The 19,709-nt window shown below is 59.7% G+C and carries 14 protein-coding genes; 5 read left to right on the forward strand and 9 right to left on the reverse strand.

The window, feature by feature from the left end; translation table 11 throughout:
• The first annotated feature begins 6 nt into the window (after positions 1–6).
• The gene (locus ALTERO38_RS17720) at positions 7–2,460 is read left to right on the forward strand and encodes a penicillin-binding protein 1A (RefSeq protein ID WP_159969179.1); all 2,454 of its coding nucleotides are present in this window, start codon (positions 7–9) and stop codon (positions 2,458–2,460) included.
• Positions 2,461–2,584: 124 nt separating this feature from the next.
• Here the strand turns inward: ALTERO38_RS17720 and ALTERO38_RS17725 are convergent, their stop codons facing one another.
• The 3 genes from ALTERO38_RS17725 to rpmE all read right to left on the reverse strand — a co-directional run bounded on the left by ALTERO38_RS17725 (position 2,585) and on the right by rpmE (position 5,010).
• The gene (locus tag ALTERO38_RS17725; RefSeq protein ID WP_148923864.1) at positions 2,585–3,853 is read right to left on the reverse strand and encodes a malic enzyme-like NAD(P)-binding protein; all 1,269 of its coding nucleotides are present in this window, start codon (positions 3,851–3,853) and stop codon (positions 2,585–2,587) included.
• Between the two features lie 126 nt (positions 3,854–3,979).
• Positions 3,980–4,771 (reverse strand): thermonuclease family protein, encoded by a 792-nt coding sequence (locus ALTERO38_RS17730; protein WP_159969180.1) that lies wholly within the window; start codon positions 4,769–4,771, stop codon positions 3,980–3,982.
• Between the two features lie 26 nt (positions 4,772–4,797).
• Positions 4,798–5,010 (reverse strand): 50S ribosomal protein L31, encoded by a 213-nt coding sequence (gene rpmE / locus ALTERO38_RS17735; RefSeq protein ID WP_102837310.1) that lies wholly within the window; start codon positions 5,008–5,010, stop codon positions 4,798–4,800.
• A 215-nt stretch (positions 5,011–5,225) separates the two neighbouring features.
• Between rpmE and ALTERO38_RS17740 the strand changes: the two genes are divergently transcribed.
• The 3 genes from ALTERO38_RS17740 to ALTERO38_RS17750 all read left to right on the forward strand — a co-directional run bounded on the left by ALTERO38_RS17740 (position 5,226) and on the right by ALTERO38_RS17750 (position 9,968).
• Entirely contained in the window at positions 5,226–7,448 is a 2,223-nt protein-coding gene (locus ALTERO38_RS17740) for a primosomal protein N' (RefSeq protein WP_159969181.1), read from the forward strand.
• 117 nt (positions 7,449–7,565) lie between these two features.
• Positions 7,566–9,308, forward strand: coding sequence for an arginine--tRNA ligase (gene argS / locus ALTERO38_RS17745; RefSeq protein WP_159969182.1), 1,743 nt, complete (start codon positions 7,566–7,568; stop codon positions 9,306–9,308).
• Positions 9,309–9,968, forward strand: coding sequence for an SPOR domain-containing protein (locus ALTERO38_RS17750; protein ID WP_159969183.1), 660 nt, complete (start codon positions 9,309–9,311; stop codon positions 9,966–9,968). It abuts the gene before it with no gap.
• A gap of 70 nt (positions 9,969–10,038) precedes the next feature.
• On the opposite strand, the gene ALTERO38_RS17755 is transcribed toward ALTERO38_RS17750, so the two are convergent.
• The 4 genes from ALTERO38_RS17755 to trxA form a co-directional block, all read right to left on the reverse strand.
• A complete protein-coding gene (locus tag ALTERO38_RS17755; RefSeq protein WP_159969184.1) occupies positions 10,039–11,016 on the reverse strand; it encodes a CDP-6-deoxy-delta-3,4-glucoseen reductase in 978 nt (325 codons plus the stop codon).
• 34 nt (positions 11,017–11,050) lie between these two features.
• On the reverse strand, positions 11,051–12,517 hold the full coding sequence (gene ubiD / locus ALTERO38_RS17760; RefSeq protein ID WP_159969185.1) for a 4-hydroxy-3-polyprenylbenzoate decarboxylase: 1,467 nt from the start codon (positions 12,515–12,517) through the stop codon (positions 11,051–11,053).
• A gap of 116 nt (positions 12,518–12,633) precedes the next feature.
• Positions 12,634–13,893, reverse strand: a complete 1,260-nt coding sequence (rho, locus tag ALTERO38_RS17765) for a transcription termination factor Rho (protein WP_019341285.1) — start codon at positions 13,891–13,893, stop codon at positions 12,634–12,636.
• A 230-nt stretch (positions 13,894–14,123) separates the two neighbouring features.
• Positions 14,124–14,450 carry a thioredoxin TrxA gene (trxA, locus tag ALTERO38_RS17770; protein WP_019341284.1) on the reverse strand — a complete coding sequence of 109 codons (327 nt, stop codon included), beginning with the start codon at positions 14,448–14,450 and terminating at the stop codon, positions 14,124–14,126.
• 201 nt (positions 14,451–14,651) lie between these two features.
• Here trxA and ppx point away from each other — a divergent pair, with 201 nt between their 5' ends.
• Positions 14,652–16,154 carry an exopolyphosphatase gene (ppx, locus tag ALTERO38_RS17775; protein ID WP_159969186.1) on the forward strand — a complete coding sequence of 501 codons (1,503 nt, stop codon included), beginning with the start codon at positions 14,652–14,654 and terminating at the stop codon, positions 16,152–16,154.
• Between the two features lie 53 nt (positions 16,155–16,207).
• On the opposite strand, the gene ppk1 is transcribed toward ppx, so the two are convergent.
• Together ppk1 and hemB are read right to left on the reverse strand one after the other, a co-directional pair.
• The gene (ppk1, locus tag ALTERO38_RS17780; RefSeq protein WP_159969187.1) at positions 16,208–18,412 is read right to left on the reverse strand and encodes a polyphosphate kinase 1; all 2,205 of its coding nucleotides are present in this window, start codon (positions 18,410–18,412) and stop codon (positions 16,208–16,210) included.
• A 19-nt stretch (positions 18,413–18,431) separates the two neighbouring features.
• On the reverse strand, positions 18,432–19,445 hold the full coding sequence (hemB, locus tag ALTERO38_RS17785; RefSeq protein WP_148923873.1) for a porphobilinogen synthase: 1,014 nt from the start codon (positions 19,443–19,445) through the stop codon (positions 18,432–18,434).
• Between the last annotated feature and the right edge of the window lie 264 nt (positions 19,446–19,709).

The raw sequence follows: 19,709 nt of genomic DNA on the forward strand, positions 1-19,709 counted from the left end.
ACCCCGATGCGTTTTCTGAAGTTTTTCCTATGGTCGTGCTTGGCTATTTTCTGCGGACTGTTGCTTAGTCTAAGCGGCGCGTTTCTCTACCTCAGCCCCAATCTGCCGTCAGTCGACTCGCTACGCAGCATACAGCTCCAGATTCCGCTGCGTGTCTATAGCCAGGATGACAAGCTGATCGCCGAATACGGCGAAATGCGACGCTCTCCTATCAACTTCGATCAGATCCCCAAGGATTTCATCGCCGCGCTGCTCTCAGCAGAAGACGATAATTTCGCGAATCATTATGGCGTTGATGTTTCCAGCTTGATGCGCGCTGCCACGCAATTATTGAAAACCGGGCACATTCAGACCGGTGGCAGCACCATCACCATGCAGGTCGCGAAGAATTACTTCCTTACCAGCGAGCGCAGCTTTTCACGCAAGATCAACGAAATCCTGCTCGCTCTGCAGATCGAGCGAGAGCTCAGCAAGGATGAGATCCTTGAGCTCTACGTCAACAAGATCTACCTGGGTAATCGCTCCTACGGAATAGAAGCGGCAGCGCAGGTTTACTATGGCAAATCAATCGGAGAGCTAAGCCTAGGGCAGCTAGCCATGATTGCCGGCCTGCCCAAGGCTCCTTCGGCATTCAATCCGCTTGCGAACAAGGAGCGGGCCAAGGAACGACGTGACTGGATCCTTGGCCGGATGTACCGACTAGGAAAACTAAACGAGGCCCGCTATCAGCAAGCTTTGGCAGAGCCTGTCGATGCCTCCTATCACGGCTACTCGCCCGAGCTTGACGCACCTTATATCGCCGAAATGGCCCGTGCCGAAATGGTCGGTCGCTTCGGCAGCACAGCCTACACTGATGGGTTCCGCGTCTATACCACCCCAAGCAGCGAGCGCCAGATCGCAGCCAACCAAGCCCTCATCCAGGGGCTGATCGAGTATGACCAGCGCCATGGCTATCGTGGCCCAGAAGCTCATCTAACGGGTACGAATCAAGCGGCCTGGCTGAAACAGCTAGGTGATTATCGCAGCCAGTCTGGGTTGCAGCCGGCGGTCGTTAGTCGCGTGTCGAACGACTCCGTCCAAGCCGTCCTTCGGGACGGCAGCGAGCACAGCGTCAGCTGGGAAAGCATGAAGTGGGCTCGACCGTTCATTAATACCAATAGCCTTGGCCCCCGACCAAAGACACCGTCGGAGGTGGTCAAGCCGGGAGATGTCATCCGGATTCGCTTTGTCGACGGCGAAGCGCTTTTCAGTCAGATACCGCAGGCGCAGGGTGCACTGGTATCTCTCGATCCACTAGACGGGTCCATTGAAGCGTTGACCGGCGGCTTTTCCTTTGGTCAAAGCAATTACAACCGCGCCATCCAGGCCAAGCGCCAGCCTGGCTCAAGCTTCAAACCCTTCGTCTATAGCGCAGCGCTGGATGCAGGTTTTACCCCCGCGACGCTTGTCAACGACGCACCTATCGTATTCGTCGAAGAAGGGCTGGATCGCGTTTGGCGTCCCAAGAACGACAACAACACTTTCCTCGGCCCGATCCGCCTTCGAGAAGCACTGTACAAATCACGTAACCTGGTTTCGATTCGCCTGTTGCAAACCTTGGGTATTCCGCAAACCATCGATTACATCAAACGCTTTGGCTTCAAGCCCGAAGACCTTCCAGCGAACCTGTCGCTAGCACTTGGCACGGCAACCTTGACACCGATGGAAATCGCTACCGGCTGGACGGCATTTGCCAACGGCGGCTACAAGATAGAGCCCTATCTGATTGAGCGAATCGAGGACCGCGACGGGAAGGTGATATTCAGCGCGGACCCAGTGCGCGTGCCAGAGCGTGACATCGCTCAACAATCCTCGGCAGACGATAACGAGCAGACCGCCGTCGCCTACGCGCAGACAGACTCGTTCATTGACGACAACAGTTTTGAGCCAGCCCGCCAACCGCCTAGGCATGCTGAACAAATCATCGATGATCGCACCGCTTACATCATGACCAGCATGCTGCAAGACGTCATTAAGCGAGGCACAGGCAGACGAGCCCTGGCGATGGGCCGTGGCGATATTGCGGGCAAGACCGGAACCACCAACGAGTCGAAAGACAGCTGGTTCTCTGGTTATAACGCCGATATTGTCACCACCGTCTGGACCGGGTTCGATCAGCCACAGAGCCTAGGCCGCCACGAGTACGGCGGTACGGTGGCACTGCCCATCTGGATGAAATATATGAGCACGGTACTGGAGGGCAAGCCAGAGCACGCCCCCGCCGAACCCGAAGGTATTCTGACCCTACGCATTGATCCAGAGAGCGGTCGCGCAGCGGCCCCTGGAACGCCAGATGCCTATTTCGAAATCTTCCGAAGTGAAGATTCGCCTCCGAACATGGACGACGAATTGATTCCTGGAGCGACAATCCCTGGCAGCCCTCTACCGGCCAGCGAAACAGCACCAATGGATCTTTTCTAAAGGCCGCGGCTACGTTAGAGCGCAGCGGAGTTCCGTAAATTTTTCTACGGTGATCAATAACAAAAAACCGGCCAATGGCCGGTTTTTTACTGTCCGCCTTAACGCGGCGCTACAGGCAACCTAATCACCCACCAAATACGTCGTCGACTGACTTTAGCGGGTAGTGCGATGGATACGGCAGGGTCGCCACACCGCTTTCGATGGCAGCCTTGGCCACCGCATCGGAAACCAGTGTGATCAGGCGCCGGTCCATGGGCTTCGGAATAATGTACTCACGGCCGAACTCCAGACTGTCAACGCCATAGGCAGCCGCCACTTCAGCTGGCACCGGTAGCTTGGCGAGGTCACGCAACGCCAGCGCAGCCGCTATCTTCATTTCCTCGTTGATACGCTTGGCCCGGACGTCCAGCGCACCGCGGAAGATGAACGGAAAGCCCAGTACATTATTGACCTGGTTCGGGTAATCAGAACGGCCAGTTGCCATGATCACATCGGAGCGGGTCGCGTGCGCCAGCTCGGGGCTGATCTCCGGATCCGGATTGGAGCAGGCAAATACCACCGGGTTCGCCGCCATGCGCTTGAGGCCTTCAGCACTCAGCAGATTAGCACCCGATAGACCTACGAAAACATCAGCACCGTCTAGAGCATCATCCAGGGTGCGCTTGTCTGTCTCATGTGCGAACACCGCCTTGTACTGGTTGAGATCATCACGACCAGCATGGATGACACCCTTGCGATCGATCATGAAAATGTTCTCGATCTTAGCGCCCATGCTCACCAGCAACTTCATGCAGGAAGTTGCTGCGGCACCGGCACCAAGGCAGACGATCTTCGCCTGCTCCAATGTCTTGCCGGCAATTTCAAGTGCATTGAGCATGCCCGCTGCTGTGACGATAGCCGTACCGTGCTGGTCATCATGGAACACTGGAATGTCGCACTGCTCGATCAAGGTCCGCTCGATTTCGAAGCACTCGGGCGCCTTGATATCTTCCAGATTGATGCCGCCAAAGGTGATGGAGATGCGCTTGACCGTATCGATAAAGGCCTGGGGACTTTCCGCATCGACTTCGATATCGAATACGTCGACTCCGGCAAATCGCTTGAACAGTACGCCCTTGCCCTCCATGACCGGCTTGGACGCCAATGGCCCCAGATTTCCGAGACCAAGAATGGCGGTGCCATCGGAGATCACTGCGACCAGATTGCCTTTGCCGGTGTAACGATAAGCCAACTCAGGATCTCGGGCGATCTCCCGGACCGGCTCCGCCACGCCTGGACTGTAGGCTAGCGAAAGGTCGCGAGCAGTGGACGTGGGCTTGGTCAGCTCAACGCTCAACTTTCCCGGACGGGGCTGGGAATGGTAGTCGAGAGCGGCAGTTTTCAGGTCAGTCATGGGGCATTTCCGCTTATTTTTACTGGGACAGACAGGTGGTCGAGGATACGCCAAGATCAAGCGCCGTCACAAGGGAACGGGAAATCTGACTGTCAAGGCCTGGCGATACGACTTTTGGCGACCGTTTCAGGACAAAGGCACGAGCATCGACGGGTGGCTCAGCTTCAACAACCAACGCGCCCGCCGCGACCGATCACCACGACGCTTTCGATCAATGACCCACCCCCTGACCTCGAGATTCTTTCCAGCCAGGCCGCTGAGCGCATCATCGAAGGCGGCTACAGCGTGAGGAGGGATCTGCACCACAAGCGAACCACCTAGCTCCAACCAGACGCCTCCCCGGTTGGTCTCCATGCGTTCAACACGGGCCCGGACAATTGCAAAGCCACCGCTGCGCACGCGCTCCGCTGCGATCACCGGAGGTTTCCGCCAAATCCCTTTTCCAGCCGATCGCGCCTGTTGCTCTGCCTTTCGATGGCACTCGGCCAGAGAAACATTCGGTGCGATAGCGACAAAGAAGCCTAATCCCTCAGCAAGCATTAGTGCTTCCAGGTTTTCGCCATGCCTGTCGAAGACATGGGCAAGAACGCGGCCGTAATGGTCTTTGGACTGCTGGCCAGGACGCATAGCCACGTAACCGTCATTGGCGCTCACCAACGATTGCAGCCGGCTCCTGGCAGCCTCCGCAAACGGCTCGGCGTGGCGCCCGTTGCGGCCCATTTCGGTTGCGTTCAACCCAATGAGCCGCACGCTGCGCCCGTCGGCCAGCCGCAGCGTATCTCCATCTATGACCGTCGCCACCTTCATGCGAGAGAGCGGCTCGCTCACCGAGCAAAGCGCCGCTGCTTGCAAACTGAAGAAGACAGAAACGAAAAAGGCGCCCACTAGGGGCGCCTTTTTCAGCTCGAAGAATCTCATTGGATTCCCGTAGCGACGGCAGCTTATTACTTGGCGCCGAACACACCAAAACGCTGCTTGAAGCGGTCGATACGGCCGCCGGTATCCAGCACTTTCTGCTTGCCAGTGTAGAACGGGTGGCACTCGGAGCAAACGTCGATGCTCAGGTCCTTGGCCAGCGTAGAGCGAGTCTTGATGACGTTGCCGCAGCTGCAAGTGGCGTCGATTTCTACGTAATTAGGATGGATATCGGCTTTCATGGGTAAATCCTCTAGGACTTGTGCCGCCACCCGACCCTATGTCGAGTACCGCACGGAAGGGCGCGAATAATAACAGAGCAGCAAAGCGATGCAAGGGCAGCCGATCGGACAGACACCTGCAGCCTCTCGCATGCAACCAAACAGCCCGAAGCATAGGCAAACCTGCTACCCCGCCGGATCGTTTAACATCGGCATTCGCCGCCAAGGACTATCGCGTGCCTCGACCCATACTCCGCCTCGCGCTGCCATCGCCATTGCGCAGACTCTTCGATTACCTCCCCCCTGCCGGCGTTCACGACGCTGGGCTGCGGCCTGGGATGCGCTTGCGGGTGCCGTTTGGGCGACGCGAAATCATCGGGATACTCGTCGAGGTCGTCAGCCACAGCGAAGTCCCTGAGGCAAAGCTCAAACCGGCATTGGAACTGATTGATGCGCGATCACCTCTGCCATCGCCGCTGTTCAAGCTGTGCCTATGGACCGCACAGTATTACCAACACAGCCTCGGCGACACCTTCAGCTGGGCGCTGCCAGTTCTGCTACGCCAGGGCGAGCCTGCCGAGGCGAGGCAGGAGCGCTTCTGGCATGCGGCCAATGGCGCACGGCCCGAAGACCCCAGACTGAGCCGGGCGCCGCGCCAGCGTGACGCACTCAAGACCATCGCGCAGCATCCGCACGGCGTGGCGCACACCCTGCTTTCCCAGCTTCAGCTGAGCAAGGACAGCCTTGACCTGTTGCTGCAGAAAGGCCTGCTACGCGTCGAAACCCGGCGCCGTCACCAGGCCCAGCGACATCAGGGCAGCTGGCTGCTGCAACCGGAACTACCGTTGAACCAGCAGCAGCGTGCCGCTTTCGAAGCCATTCGCGCCGGCCTGGATGGCTTTCAGACGTATCTGCTCGCCGGCGTCACCGGGAGTGGCAAGACCGAGGTCTACCTGCAGCTCATCCATCAGGTGCTTGAGGCGGGCAAGCAGGCGCTGGTGTTGATTCCGGAAATCAACCTCGGACCACAGACCTTGGCTCGCTTCGAGCGGCGCTTCAATGCCCGCATCGCCTTGCTCCACTCGAACGTCAACGACCGCGAACGCCTGGATGCCTGGCTCGCGGCACGGGACGGCGAGGCAGACATCATTATTGGCACGCGCTCGGCACTGTTTACCCCGATGAAAAATCCCGGGCTCATCATCCTCGATGAGGAGCACGATGCTTCCTATAAACAGCAGGAGGGGCTGCGATATCACGCACGTGACCTAGCCGTGGTCAGAGCGCGCCAGGAAAACGTTCCGATCCTGCTAGGGTCGGCAACGCCATCGCTGGAAAGCTTGCACAATGCGCACAGCGGACGCTACGGACTGTTAAAGCTGACCGAGCGCGCCGGCGGCGCACAGCCGCCCCGCTTCCTTCGCCTGGACATTAAGAGCCGCCCCCTCGATTCCGGCATTTCCGGCCCGCTGCAGCAGGCCATGGCGCAGACACTGGCTGCCGGGCAGCAGGTATTGGTGTTCCTCAACCGGCGCGGCTTCGCCCCCTCGCTGCTGTGCCACGACTGCGGATGGATCGGCCAGTGTCCGCGCTGTGACGCCAGAATGACCCTGCATCAACGCCAGAATGAACTGCGCTGTCACCACTGCGGGCATGCCGAACGCCCACCGCACAGCTGCCCGGACTGCGCCAAGCTCGACCTGAGGCCCGTAGGCGCGGGTACCGAGCGTGCGGAAGAGCGGCTCACAACGCTCTTTCCTGACTACCCGGTGCTGCGCATCGATCGTGACAGCACGTCCCGCAAGGGCTCGATGGAGCATTTGCTGACCACCATCAACCGCGGCGAGCCGTGCCTGCTGGTGGGCACTCAGATGCTTGCAAAGGGTCATCACTTCCCCCGAGTGACCCTGGTCGCCATTCTTGATGCCGATGGTGGGCTGTTCTCGGCAGACTTCCGTGCGAGTGAACGCATGGCGCAGCTGATCGTCCAGGTAGCCGGCCGCGCAGGGCGAGCTGAAGAGCCCGGCAAGGTGATCATCCAGACGCATCTGGCTGATCACCCGTTGCTGGTCCAGCTGACGGAACAGGGCTATTTCGCCTTCGCTGAGCAGGCGTTGAGCGAGCGACGCGCGGCCGGCTTGCCGCCTTTCAGCCATCTGGCGCTATTGCGCGCCGAGGCGACGAAACCCGGCCAGGCCGAAGACTTCCTCGACGAGGCCTGCAGCCAGGCCGAACAGCTGATGGCGCAACTCGACCTGACAGGTGTCGAGTTACTGGGACCAGTACCCGCTCCGATGGAGCGACGCGCTGGACGTTTCCGCGCACAACTGCTGCTACAAGCCAACGCTCGCGGGCCTTTGCATAACCTCATGAACGCCTGGTTGCCGCAGGTGGAAACGTTGCCGGGTAGCCGCAGCGTTCGCTGGTCACTGGATGTCGACCCGATCGACCTGTTCTGATGTAGACCGGCCACAGAGGCTCCAGCGCAACTAAGCGCCTTAAGCCTTGAAGGTTCGCCCTCGTGGCACCGATAATGCCCAGTTTTCGACCAAAGCCTACGGCCGACCGAGCACATCATGAAAGACAGCATCCGCCATCTGATCCAGCAAGCCCTGGCCCGTCTCACCGCTGAAGGCGTGCTGCCGGAGGGGTCGAACCCAACCATCCAGGTGGAGAACACCCGTGACAAGTCCCACGGGGACTTCGCCAGTAATGTCGCGATGATGCTGGCCAAGCCCGCCGGGATGAAGCCCCGCGACCTGGCCCAGAAGCTGATTGATGCACTGCCGGCAGACCCGAGCGTCAGCAAAGTGGAAATCGCCGGCCCTGGCTTTCTCAACTTCTTCCAGAACAGCGCCGCGCTGGCTCAACGCCTTGATGCCGCCCTTGCCGATCCACTGCTCGGCGTAAGCAAAACGGGCTCCAGACAACGCGTCGTGGTTGACCTGTCCTCACCGAACCTGGCGAAGGAAATGCACGTCGGCCACCTGCGCTCAACCATCATTGGCGACGCCGTGGCTCGCGTACTTGAATTCCTCGGTGATGAAGTAATCCGGCAGAACCACGTAGGCGATTGGGGCACGCAGTTCGGCATGCTGCTGGCTTGCTTGATGGAGCAGCCCAAGGGTTTCGACTCACCCGAACTGGCGGACCTGGAAGGCTTCTACCGAGCGGCAAAGCAACGGTTCGACGAGTCGCCCGAGTTTGCCGAACGTGCGCGCAAGCTCGTCGTGGAGCTTCAGGCCGGCGACGCCGAATGCCTGCGACTGTGGAAGCAATTCAACGAACTCTCACTCAGCCATGCGCAACAAGTCTATGACCGCCTCAACGTCCGCCTCACCCCGGAAGACGTCAAAGGCGAAAGCGCCTACAACGCCGAACTTGCCGATATAGTCTCGTCGCTCAAGGCCAAAGGTCTGTTGAGCGAAAGCAACGGCGCCCAGTGCGTTTTTCTCGATGAATTCAAGAACGCCGAAGGCAACCCGCTCCCGGTGATTGTGCAGAAAGCCGGCGGTGGCTACCTGTACGCGACTACCGACCTGGCGTCCATGCGCTACCGCAGTCAGCAGCTCAAGGCCGATCGCGCGCTGTATTTTGTCGATCAGCGCCAGGCGCTGCATTTCCAGATGACCTTCGAGGTGGCCAGGCGCGCTGACTTCGTCCGCAGCGACATGCAACTCGAGCATATGGGCTTCGGCACCATGAACGGTGCAGATGGCCGCCCCTTCAAAACCCGTGATGGCGGCACCGTGAAGCTGGTCGACCTGCTCGATGAAGCCGAGCAGCGTGCCTACAGCCTGGTTAAAGGCAAAAACCCGGATCTGGACGAAGGGGAGCTGCGGCAGATCGCCCGCGCTGTCGGCATCGGGGCAGTGAAATATGCGGACCTGTCCAAGCACCGCACCAGCGATTACAGCTTCAACTTCGAGCAGATGCTCAGCTTCGAAGGCAACACGGCCCCCTACCTGCTATACGCCTACACCCGGGTCGCCAGCGTGTTCCGCAAGCTGGGTACCGGCATGGATGGAGTCGGCGGCGAGATCAACCTGGAAGCCGAACAAGAGCAAGCGCTAGGCGCAAAGCTGGCTCAGTTCGCCGAGGTGCTCAACGGTGTCGGCGAGAAGGGTGTTCCCCACCTGTTGTGCAGCTATCTATACGATCTGGCAGGGCTGTTCTCCAGCTTCTACGAACATTGCCCGATACTCACCGCTGAGAACGAGACGGTCAAACAGAGTCGCCTGCGCCTGGCCGCCCTGACCGGCAAAACGCTGAAACAGGGCCTTGCCCTGCTTGGCCTGGAAACGCTGGAGCGGATGTAAGTGGCAGCCAGGAAGAAACCCGCCCCGAAACGTGGCGCGAGCCGCTACCAGGCACCTGCCAAAAAGCCGGTACCCGGCTGGATCTGGCTCGTATGTGGCCTGGTGATCGGCGGCTTCATCATGTTCCTGATGAACCTCGAACCTGGCGGCGATGAAATCAAGCGCACCAAGGACACAGCCAAATCCAAGGAGCAGCCGAAGCGTTCATCCCCCACCACGGGCCAGCCTGCGAAACCGAAGTACGACTTCTATACGCTGCTGCCTGAGTCGGAAGTGATCTTGCCGCCCGAGGCGCCAAAGCCTGAGCCGCCCAAGCCGGTCACACAAGAGGAAGCGGCCAAGATTGACGCCGCGCGCGCCGAAGCCGCTCTGAATGGCCAGGTCCCTCCGCCCCCGCCTACAGTGGCCAAGGCACCGGTGACTCAGTTCTTCTTGCAGGCCGGTTCGTTCCGCAAGAAGCCTGAAGCGGAAAAGGTCAGGGCGCAGATCATTCTGCTCGGCCAGGATGTACGGGTTGAGAACGTGACCGTGCGTGACGAGGACTGGTATCGGGTGTTGGTCGGGCCATTTGCCGACCGGGCAAGACTCGATCAGGCCCAGAAGACGCTATCAGCAAGCGGCTACAAGAACCTGCTGCTGCAACAGCGTCAGGCGCGCTGAACCGAGGCCTTCGAGCACAGCGCTGGAGACAGCGCTGCTTCTCCATCGACCTGCGGAACCCGCCCGGCGCTCAGCTTTTGCGGTCCCGAGGCGCGTAGGCGAATACGTCTGCACGCATCTGTTTGGCATCCATTCCCGCCTCCACCAACGCATCCAGCGTGCCATAGACCATGGCGGGAGAGCCGCTGGCATAGACGTGTACAGGCTCGAGATCGGTGAAGTCCTCACAGACCGCTTCATGCAGCATGCCGCGCCGTCCCGACCAGTCACCGAGGTCGCTGACGATCTGGTGCAGTGACAGATTGGGCATCTGCTGCCATTCCTGCCAATGCGGCAACTGATAGAAATCTTCCGGACGCCGCACGCCCCAGTACAGGTGTACCGGATAGGCGAAGCCCTCGGCGCGGCAATGCTCGATCAGACTGTGCATCTGAGCCATGCCGGTGCCTGCTGCAATCAACACCAGCGGCCCCTCCGGCAATTCGGCGAGGTGGGTATCACCAAACGGCATCTGCACGCGGGCCGTTCCGGTGCGCCTGATCAGCGCCAGCAGGTCGATGGCTGACGATTCGCGGGCCAGCACATGGAGCTCAAGCTCACGTCCGCGGCCTGGTGCGGACGCTAGCGAAAAGGCGCTGTACTCCCCGTCTTCCCGCTCCAGCAGTACGTATTGCCCAGCGTGATAGCGTGGCAATTTTCCAGCCGGTGCGCGCAGCAGCAGGCGAAACACGTCGCCGCCCACATCTTCGCAGCTGACGAGCTGGCAACTGAGCGTGCGCACCGGAAGCTCCCCCGGTGCGAGCACGCCATCCCACAGCAGAACGCAATCTTCTTCGGGCTCCGCCAGGCAGGCGAACACTTCTCCATGATCATGGCTTTCACCACGCTGACGCACCCGGCCGTCTACCAGCAGGGCAGCGCAGATCAGGCAATTACCGTTACGACATGCCTGCGGACAGTCGTAGCCCAGCCGGCGCGCAGCGTCGAGGATCAACTCACCGCGCTCGACGTCCAGCACTGCTCCGGAGGGTTGCAGAGTTACTTTCATCAATAAAAAACCTGAGTAAATGCGCGACTGGTCATCAGTCGATGCCCAGGTCGGCCCAGAGTTCGTCGACCCTACGCTTCACCGCCTCATCCTGCACGATGGCGCGTCCCCATTCACGAGTTGTCTCACCGGGCCACTTGTGGGTGGCATCAAGGCCCATTTTGCTGCCAAGACCGGACACCGGCGAGGCGAAGTCGAGATAATCGATCGGTGTGTTTTCGATCAGCACCGTATCGCGCTTGGGATCCATGCGCGTGGTGATCGCCCAGATCACATCATTCCAGTCCCGGGCATTGATGTCATCGTCGGTGACAATAACGAACTTGGTGTACATGAACTGCCGCAGGAAGCTCCACACGCCCAGCATCACACGCTTGGCATGGCCGGGGTACTGCTTTTTCATGGTCACCACCGCCATGCGGTAGGAACAGCCTTCCGGTGGCAGATAGAAATCAGTGATTTCCGGGAACTGCTTCTGCAGGATCGGAACGAACACCTCATTGAGCGCAACGCCGAGAATTGCCGGCTCGTCCGGCGGCCTTCCGGTATAGGTGCTGTGGTAGATCGCATCGCGGCGCTGGGTGATACGCTCGACGGTGAACACTGGGAAGCGGTCGACTTCGTTGTAGTAGCCGGTGTGATCACCGTACGGCCCCTCATCCGCCATCTCGCCAGGCTGGATGTACCCTTCCAGAACGATTTCAGCCCCGGCCGGCACTTGCAGGTCGCTGCCCCGGCATTTGACCAGCTCGGTACGGCTGCCGCGTAGCAGGCCAGCAAAGGCGTATTCGGACAGCGAATCCGGAACCGGCGTGACGGCGCCGAGTATCGTGGCCGGATCGGCGCCGAGCGCCACCGCCACCGGATAGGGTCGGTCGGGATATTTCTCGCACCACTCACGAAAATCCAGCGCGCCGCCTCGATGACTGAGCCAGCGCATGATGACCTTATTGCGACCGATCACCTGTTGGCGATAGATACCCAGGTTCTGTCGCTCTTTGTTGGGGCCTTTGGTAATCGTCAGGCCCCAGGTGATCAGCGGCCCAGCATCCCCCGGCCAGCAGGTCTGCACCGGCAACCGGGACAGATCGACATCATCACCTTCGATGATCACTTCCTGACAGGGCGCGTCCTTGAGGACCTTGGGCGCCATGCTGATGACCTTCTTGTAGATCGGCAGCTTGTTCCAGGCGTCCTTCAGCCCTTTCGGCGGCTCCGGCTCTTTGAGAAAAGCCAAGAGCTTGCCGATCTCGCGCAGCTCGGATACTTCGTCGGCACCCATGCCCAGGGCAACACGCTTGGGCGTGCCGAAGAGGTTGCCGAGAACTGGCATATCGAAACCGGTCGGATTCTCGAACAGCAGCGCCGGGCCCTGCTTGCGCAGAGTCCGATCGCAGATTTCGGTCATTTCCAGAACCGGGGAAACGGCGGTTGAAACGCGCTTGAGTTCACCGCGCTGTTCCAGACCTCGGATAAAGTCGCGCAGATCGCGATACTGCATGCTTGAGCCTCACAGGGGCCGGCAGGGGCGGAAAGTGTAGCCTTGGCGCAGGCCGATACAAAACCTGCAGACAGACAAAGGCCGGGTTTCCCCGGCCTCGGCAACAACCACAGACCTTATTTGCGCTTCATCGACATGAAGAATTCTTCGTTGGTCTTGGTGTCCTTGAGCTTGTCGAGCAGGAACTCGATCGCAGCGCTTTCATCCATCGGGTGCAGGAGCTTGCGCAGAATCCAGATGCGCTGCAGCTCTTCTTCGCTGGTCAGCAATTCTTCGCGGCGAGTACCCGACCGGTTGATGTTGATCGCCGGGAATACCCGCTTCTCGGCGATACGGCGATCGAGCTGCAACTCGAGGTTGCCAGTACCCTTGAATTCCTCGTAGATCACCTCGTCCATCTTCGAGCCGGTTTCCACCAGCGCGGTGGCGAGAATAGTCAGGCTGCCGCCTTCCTCGATGTTTCGCGCGGCGCCAAAGAAGCGCTTGGGCTTTTCCAGGGCGTGGGCGTCGACACCACCAGTCAGTACCTTGCCGGAGCTCGGGATCACGGTGTTATAGGCACGGGCCAGACGGGTGATGGAATCCAGCAGGATGACCACATCCTTTTTGTGCTCGACCAGACGCTTGGCCTTTTCGATCACCATTTCGGCAACCTGCACGTGGCGGGTCGGTGGCTCATCGAAGGTAGAGGCGACCACTTCGCCACGCACGGTGCGCTGCATTTCGGTCACTTCTTCCGGGCGTTCATCGATGAGCAAGACGATCAGGTGACACTCGGGGTTGTTGCGGGTGATGTTGCTCGCGATGTTCTGCAGCATGATCGTCTTGCCCGCTTTCGGCGGGGCCACGATCAGACCGCGCTGACCCTTGCCAATCGGAGCACAGAGGTCGATTACGCGACCGGTCAGGTCTTCGGTCGAGCCATTTCCGGCTTCCATTGTCAGTCGCTTGTTGGCGAACAACGGGGTCAGGTTCTCGAACAGAATCTTGTTCTTCGCGTTTTCCGGGCGATCGAAGTTGATCGTATCGACCTTAAGCAGCGCGAAATAACGCTCGCCTTCTTTTGGCGGGCGAATCTTGCCGACGATGGTGTCGCCGGTACGCAAGTTGAAACGGCGGATCTGGCTCGGCGAGACGTAGATATCGTCTGGGCCGGCAAGATAAGAAGAATCCGCGGAGCGCAGGAAGCCGAAGCCATCCTGCAGGATCTCCAGCACGCCGTCACCGGAGATTTCCTCACCGCTTTTCGCGTGCTTTTTCAGCAGAGAGAAAATCACGTCCTGCTTGCGCGAACGGGCCATGTTGTCGATGCCCATCTGTTCGGCCATTTCCAGCAGTTCGGTGATGGGCTTTTGCTTAAGTTCGGTCAGATTCATAGAGAGAGATCAGAAGGGATGAAGAAAGCGATTAGCTTGAGAAGCCGCGCAGCAGGAGACGAACAGGTTCGTTGTGCTTTATGAGGCTGAAGTGCGTCGGCGACGGAATGCAGAGGGCGACGGAGAAGCGTCGCAGGGCCGAATTTAGCACCGTGCAGGCGAAGCGTCCACCCTGCAGTCATAAAAAAGCCCCCGCAATTGCGAGGGCTTTTTAAAACAGCAGCGATGAATCAGATATTGCTATCCAGAAACGCCGCCAGCTGTGACTTCGACAGAGCGCCTACCTTGGTCGCCTCGACGTTGCCGTTCTTGAACAGCATCAGGGTCGGAATGCCGCGCACGCCGTACTTGGGCGGGGTTTCCTGATTTTCATCGATGTTCAATTTGCAGACTTTGAGCTTGCCTTCGTATTCCTTGGCGATTTCATCGAGTACCGGAGCGATCATCTTGCACGGACCACACCATTCAGCCCAGTAATCGACCAGAACAGGACCATCGGCCTGGAGCACGTCCTGCTCGAAGCTGCTGTCACTGACATTGTTGATGTATTCGCTCATGGAGTTTCTCCAGGGTCAAAATCAGAAGTGACGCCATCATAGCCCGGCTTGGTGCGGATCGAAAGTCGCAGCCTGTCGCTCGGGCAATAGACCATGGGCGGCACCATGGAATCGACAACGGCGGATGGTGGCCCAGCGCTGCGCGTTGGCGGATGTCGATGATCATGTCAGGATGTCGGGGTTTTGCACAGAGACCGCCCCATGCGCCCAACAGCCGCCGAACCCTTTCCGATGATTGCTGCCCTGGATCTCGGCTCGAACAGCTTCCATATGGTACTGGCCCGCACCAGCAACGGAGAGATGCGCATCCTCGAGCGGCTCGGCGAAAAGGTCCAGCTGGCCGCCGGCATCGACGAGAACAGACAGCTCGACGACGCTGCCATGCAGCGCGGGCTGGACTGTCTTCGCCGCTTCGCTCAATTGGTCAACCATCTTCCCCAGGGCGCCGTGCGCGTGGTCGGTACGAATGCCCTGCGCGAGGCACGCAACCGCGCGCAATTCATTCGCCAGGCCGAGTCGATCATCCAGCATCAGGTCGAAGTCATTTCAGGCCGAGAAGAAGCACGACTCATCTACCTGGGCGTATCGCATACTTTTCCCGCCTCGAGCGGCAAGCGCCTGGTCGTCGACATTGGTGGTGGCAGCACCGAGTTCATCATCGGGGAAGGTTTCGATTCGCAATTGCGTGAAAGCCTGCAGATGGGCTGCGTGAGCTTTACTCAGCGGTTCTTCCAGGACGGCAAAATCACCCCAGCCCGTTACGCCCAGGCCTATACCGCTGCAAGGCTAGAGCTGATGAGCATCGAGCACGGCCTGCGCCGGCTAGGCTGGCAGGACGCCGTCGGCGCCTCTGGCACCATCCGCGCCGTCGGCCTGGCAATCAAGAGTGCCGGGCTCAGTAACGGCGAAGTCACCGCTGATGGCATCGGCTGGCTCAAGCGCAAGCTGTTCAAGCTGGGCGATGTGGAAAAGCTCGACATGGACGGCATCAAGCCGGACCGCCGGGGTATCTTCCCCGCCGGGCTGGCCATCCTCGAAGCGATCTTCGACGCCCTGGAACTCGCCAGCATGGCGCATTCCGAAGGCGCACTGCGTGAAGGCGTGCTCTATGACCTTATCGGTCGGCATCACCAGGAAGACATCCGCGACCGCACCCTGAGCTTTCTCATGGAGCGCTACCACGTCGACACCGAACAGGCGGCGCGGGTAGAAGGCAAGGCGCTTGAAGCGTTCGATCAGGTTTCATCGGATTGGGGACTGGATGAGGAATGGCTGCGTGAATTGCTCGGCTGGGCCGCCCGAGTGCATGAGGTGGGCCTGGATATCGCCCACTATCATTACCACAAGCATGGCGCTTACCTGATCGAGCACTCCGACCTGCCCGGCTTCTCGCGGCAGGATCAGCAGATGCTGGCGCTGCTGGTTCGCGGCCATCGGCGCAACATACCGAGGCAGAAATTCGAAGAAATGAGCGAGGACGGCGTGAAGCTGACCCGACTCTGTGTGCTGCTGCGCTTCGCGATCCTTTTTCACCACATCCGCGGTCCGCAACAAGCGCCAGCGTTTCAGCTCAAAGCCGGCGACAATAGCCTGGACGTAGCCTTTCCTGATGGCTGGCTAGCCAACAATCCGCTGACCCAGGCTGATTTCGCCCTGGAAGCGGACTGGCTCAAGCGAATCGATTTCACCCTCAGCGTACGCTGAATCCAGCGGGCAGCGGAGCAATTCGCCCGCCGCCTCCTCTAGTAGCCGACTGCTTATCGCGCAGTCGGGCTACCCAGACGTTCCAGCAAAGCGTTCTGTACGTTTCGCGGATTCTGGTTACCACTCGGGCTGTTACGAAGATAACTGCCGTCCGGCTGCAGCACCCAACTCTGGGTGTTGTCGGTCAGGAAGCCCTCGAGCTCCTTCTTCACCCGCGTCACCAGCTTCTTGCCTTCGACCGGGAAGCAGGTCTCGACCCGGCGATCCAGGTTGCGCTCCATCCAATCGGCGCTGGACAGGTACAGCTTCTCATCGCCCCCGTTGAGGAAATAGAACACGCGGCTGTGCTCGAGGAAGCGCCCGATGATCGAGCGCACCTGGATATTGTGCGAGACCCCGAGAATCCCGGGGCGCAGACAGCACATGCCGCGGACGATCAGATCGATGCGCACGCCGGTCTGACTGGCCTTGTACAGCGCCCGGATCATTTTCGCATCGGTCAGCGAGTTGATTTTGAGGATGATGTGCGCAGGCTTGCCTTCGCTGGCGTGCTGCGTCTCCTGGGCGATCATGTCCAGCAGCGCCTTTTTCAGCGTAAAGGGCGCGTGCAGGAGTTTTTTCATGCGCATGGTTTTGCCCATGCCGATCAACTGGCTGAACAGCTTCGACACGTCTTCGCAGAGTGCATCATCCGAGGTCAGCAGGCTGTAATCGGTGTAGAGCCGCGCGTTACCGGCGTGGTAGTTGCCCGTACCGAGATGGGCGTAGCGCCGCAGTTCACCATTCTCGCGGCGCAGAATCAGCATCATCTTGGCGTGGGTCTTGTAGCCCACCACGCCGTAGATCACTACGGCCCCGGCCTGCTGCAAGCGACTGGCCAATTGCAGGTTGGATTCCTCATCGAAGCGCGCCCGCAGCTCGATGACCGCGGTGACCTCTTTGCCGTTACGCGCGGCTTCAACCAGTGCATCGACGATTTCCGAGTTGGCACCAGAGCGATAAAGCGTCTGCTTGACGGCCAGAACGCAGGGATCCTTCGCCGCCTCGCGCAGCAGGTCGATCACCGGAGTGAAGGATTCATAGGGGTGCAGCAGCAGGATGTCCTGTTTGCCAACCACGCTGAAGATGTTTTCGCTGTTCTGTAACAGCTTCGGGATCGCGGGCGTGAACGGGGTGTACTGCAGTTCGGGATGGCTCTCCAGCCCTGTAATGCTGAACAGCCGGGTCAAGTTGACCGGCCCATTGACCCGGTACAGCTCGCTTTCGCTCAGGCTGAATTGTTTGAGCAGGAAGTCGGCGAGGTGCTTCGGACAGGTATCCACTACCTCCAGCCGCACGGCGTCGCCATAGCGCCGAGAAATTAGCTCTCCGCGCAACGCTCGCGCCAGATCCTCGACGTCCTCGGTATCGACCGACAAGTCCGCGTTGCGCGTCAGGCGGAACTGGTAGCAGCCCTTGACCTTCATGCCATGGAACAGGTCATCGGCGTGAGCGTGAATCATCGATGAGAGGAATACGTGGTTGGCACCAGGCCCGCCGACCTCCTCTGGCACCCGAATAACGCGGGGCAACAACCGCGGCGCCGGAATGATCGCCAGCCCGGAATCTCGGCCAAAGGCATCGATCCCTTCAAGCTCGACGATGAAGTTCAGACTCTTGTTGACCAGTAACGGGAAGGGGTGAGTGGGATCCAGCCCGATGGGCGTGATGATCGGTGCGATCTCATCACGGAAATAGCGGCGCACCCACGCCTTGATCTTGGTTGTCCAGTTGCGCCGCCGGATAAAGCGCACCTGATGTTTGACCAGCTCCGGCAACAGCACCTCGTTAAGGATCGAATACTGCCGATTGACCTGTTCGTGAACCAGCTCGGAAATACGCGCCAGCGCCTGGTGCGGCTGTAGACCGTCGGCGCCGGCCTGCTCGCGCGCGAAAGTGACCTGCTTCTTCAGCCCGGCAACGCGAATTTCGAAGAACTCATCCAGGTTGCTGGAAAAGATCAGCAGGAACTTCAGCCGCTCCAGCAGCGGATAGGACTCGTCCAGCGCCTGTTCCAGCACGCGGATGTTGAACTGCAGCTGTGACAGCTCACGGTGGATATAGAGGCTGTTGTCGTCCAGATTCGGCGGCGGGGCCGGCGGTGCTGGCATCTCCTCTGTTTTATCCACCTCCGGCGCTGGCGGGGTCACTTCCTCGAGGGGTCGCGCCTCGATGGCAGCAGCCTGCAATTCACTTTCGCTGAGTCCCTGGTTAGTCATCGATCTGCCTCGGCAGGGCTCATCGCCCCTGTTTTAATTGTTGTGCCGCCTGTTTGGCGAAATAGGTAAGGATGCCATCTGCACCTGCGCGCTTGAAGGCGGTCAGCGATTCGAGGATCACGGCATCGCTAAGCCAGCCGTTCTGAATCGCGGCCATGTGCATCGCATATTCGCCACTGACCTGGTAGACGAAGGTCGGCACTCGAAAGGCATCTTTGACTCGCCAAAGAATATCCAGATAAGGCATGCCCGGCTTGACCATGACCATATCGGCGCCTTCTGAAAGGTCTGCGCCAACTTCGTGCAGCGCCTCGTCACCATTGGCCGGGTCCATCTGGTAGGTGTTCTTGCTGCCCTTGCCCAGATTCGCAGCCGACCCCACCGCATCGCGGAACGGCCCGTAGTAGGCACTGGCGTATTTGGCCGAATAGGCCATGATCCGCACGTTATGGTGATCGGCTACTTCCAGCGCTTCGCGAATCGCCTGGATACGTCCATCCATCATGTCCGATGGCGCGACCACCTGTGCGCCCGCCTCTGCGTGAGACAGGGCCTGACGGACCAGCGCATCGACCGTGACATCGTTCTGCACGTAACCGTTTTCGTCGAGAATGCCGTCCTGACCATGCGTGGTAAAGGGATCCAGCGCTACGTCGGTGATGATGCCGAGCTCTGGGAAGCGCTCGCGCAGCGCACGTGTGGCGCGCTGGGCAATGCCCTCGGGATTCCAGGCCTCTGCCGCATCGAGGGATTTCTTCTCCAGAGGGGTAACCGGGAACAGCGCCAGCGCCGGAATGCCCAGCGCGACCAGCTCTGCAGCCTCCTCTAGCAACAGGTCGATCGAAAGACGCTCTACGCCAGGCATCGACGGTACCTGCTCGCGACGGTTTTCGCCGTCGAGAACAAACACGGGCAGGATCAGATCGTCCACACTCAACCGATTTTCGCGCACCAGCCGGCGGGAAAATTCATCACGACGATTGCGACGCAGCCGAGTAGCGGGAAACAAGCGATTGGCAGGAACGAAACTCACAACAAACTCCTGGCCCGCCTGGCGGGCAATATGACGTTTATAAGCCGACAGCGTGACAGATTGATGACAGACCCATCAGCGTCGACCGAAGATGACCCTCATTGTCGCCACCCCGGGCAGGCTCTGCCAGTGCTTTGAACAGTCAACACCCGTAGCGACGGGCCTGGTCCAGACGCGCCGGCGGTTGAACACCCGTCGCGTTGAGGTATCCAACCATTATCGCGGCGGGCTTACCTTGAGCCTTGCCAAGGGCTAGCATCGAAG

The sequence above is a fragment of the Pseudomonas sp. 9Ag genome (assembly GCF_902506445.1).
In the GTDB taxonomy this organism is placed as follows: Bacteria; Pseudomonadota; Gammaproteobacteria; order Pseudomonadales; family Pseudomonadaceae; genus Stutzerimonas; species Stutzerimonas stutzeri_AB.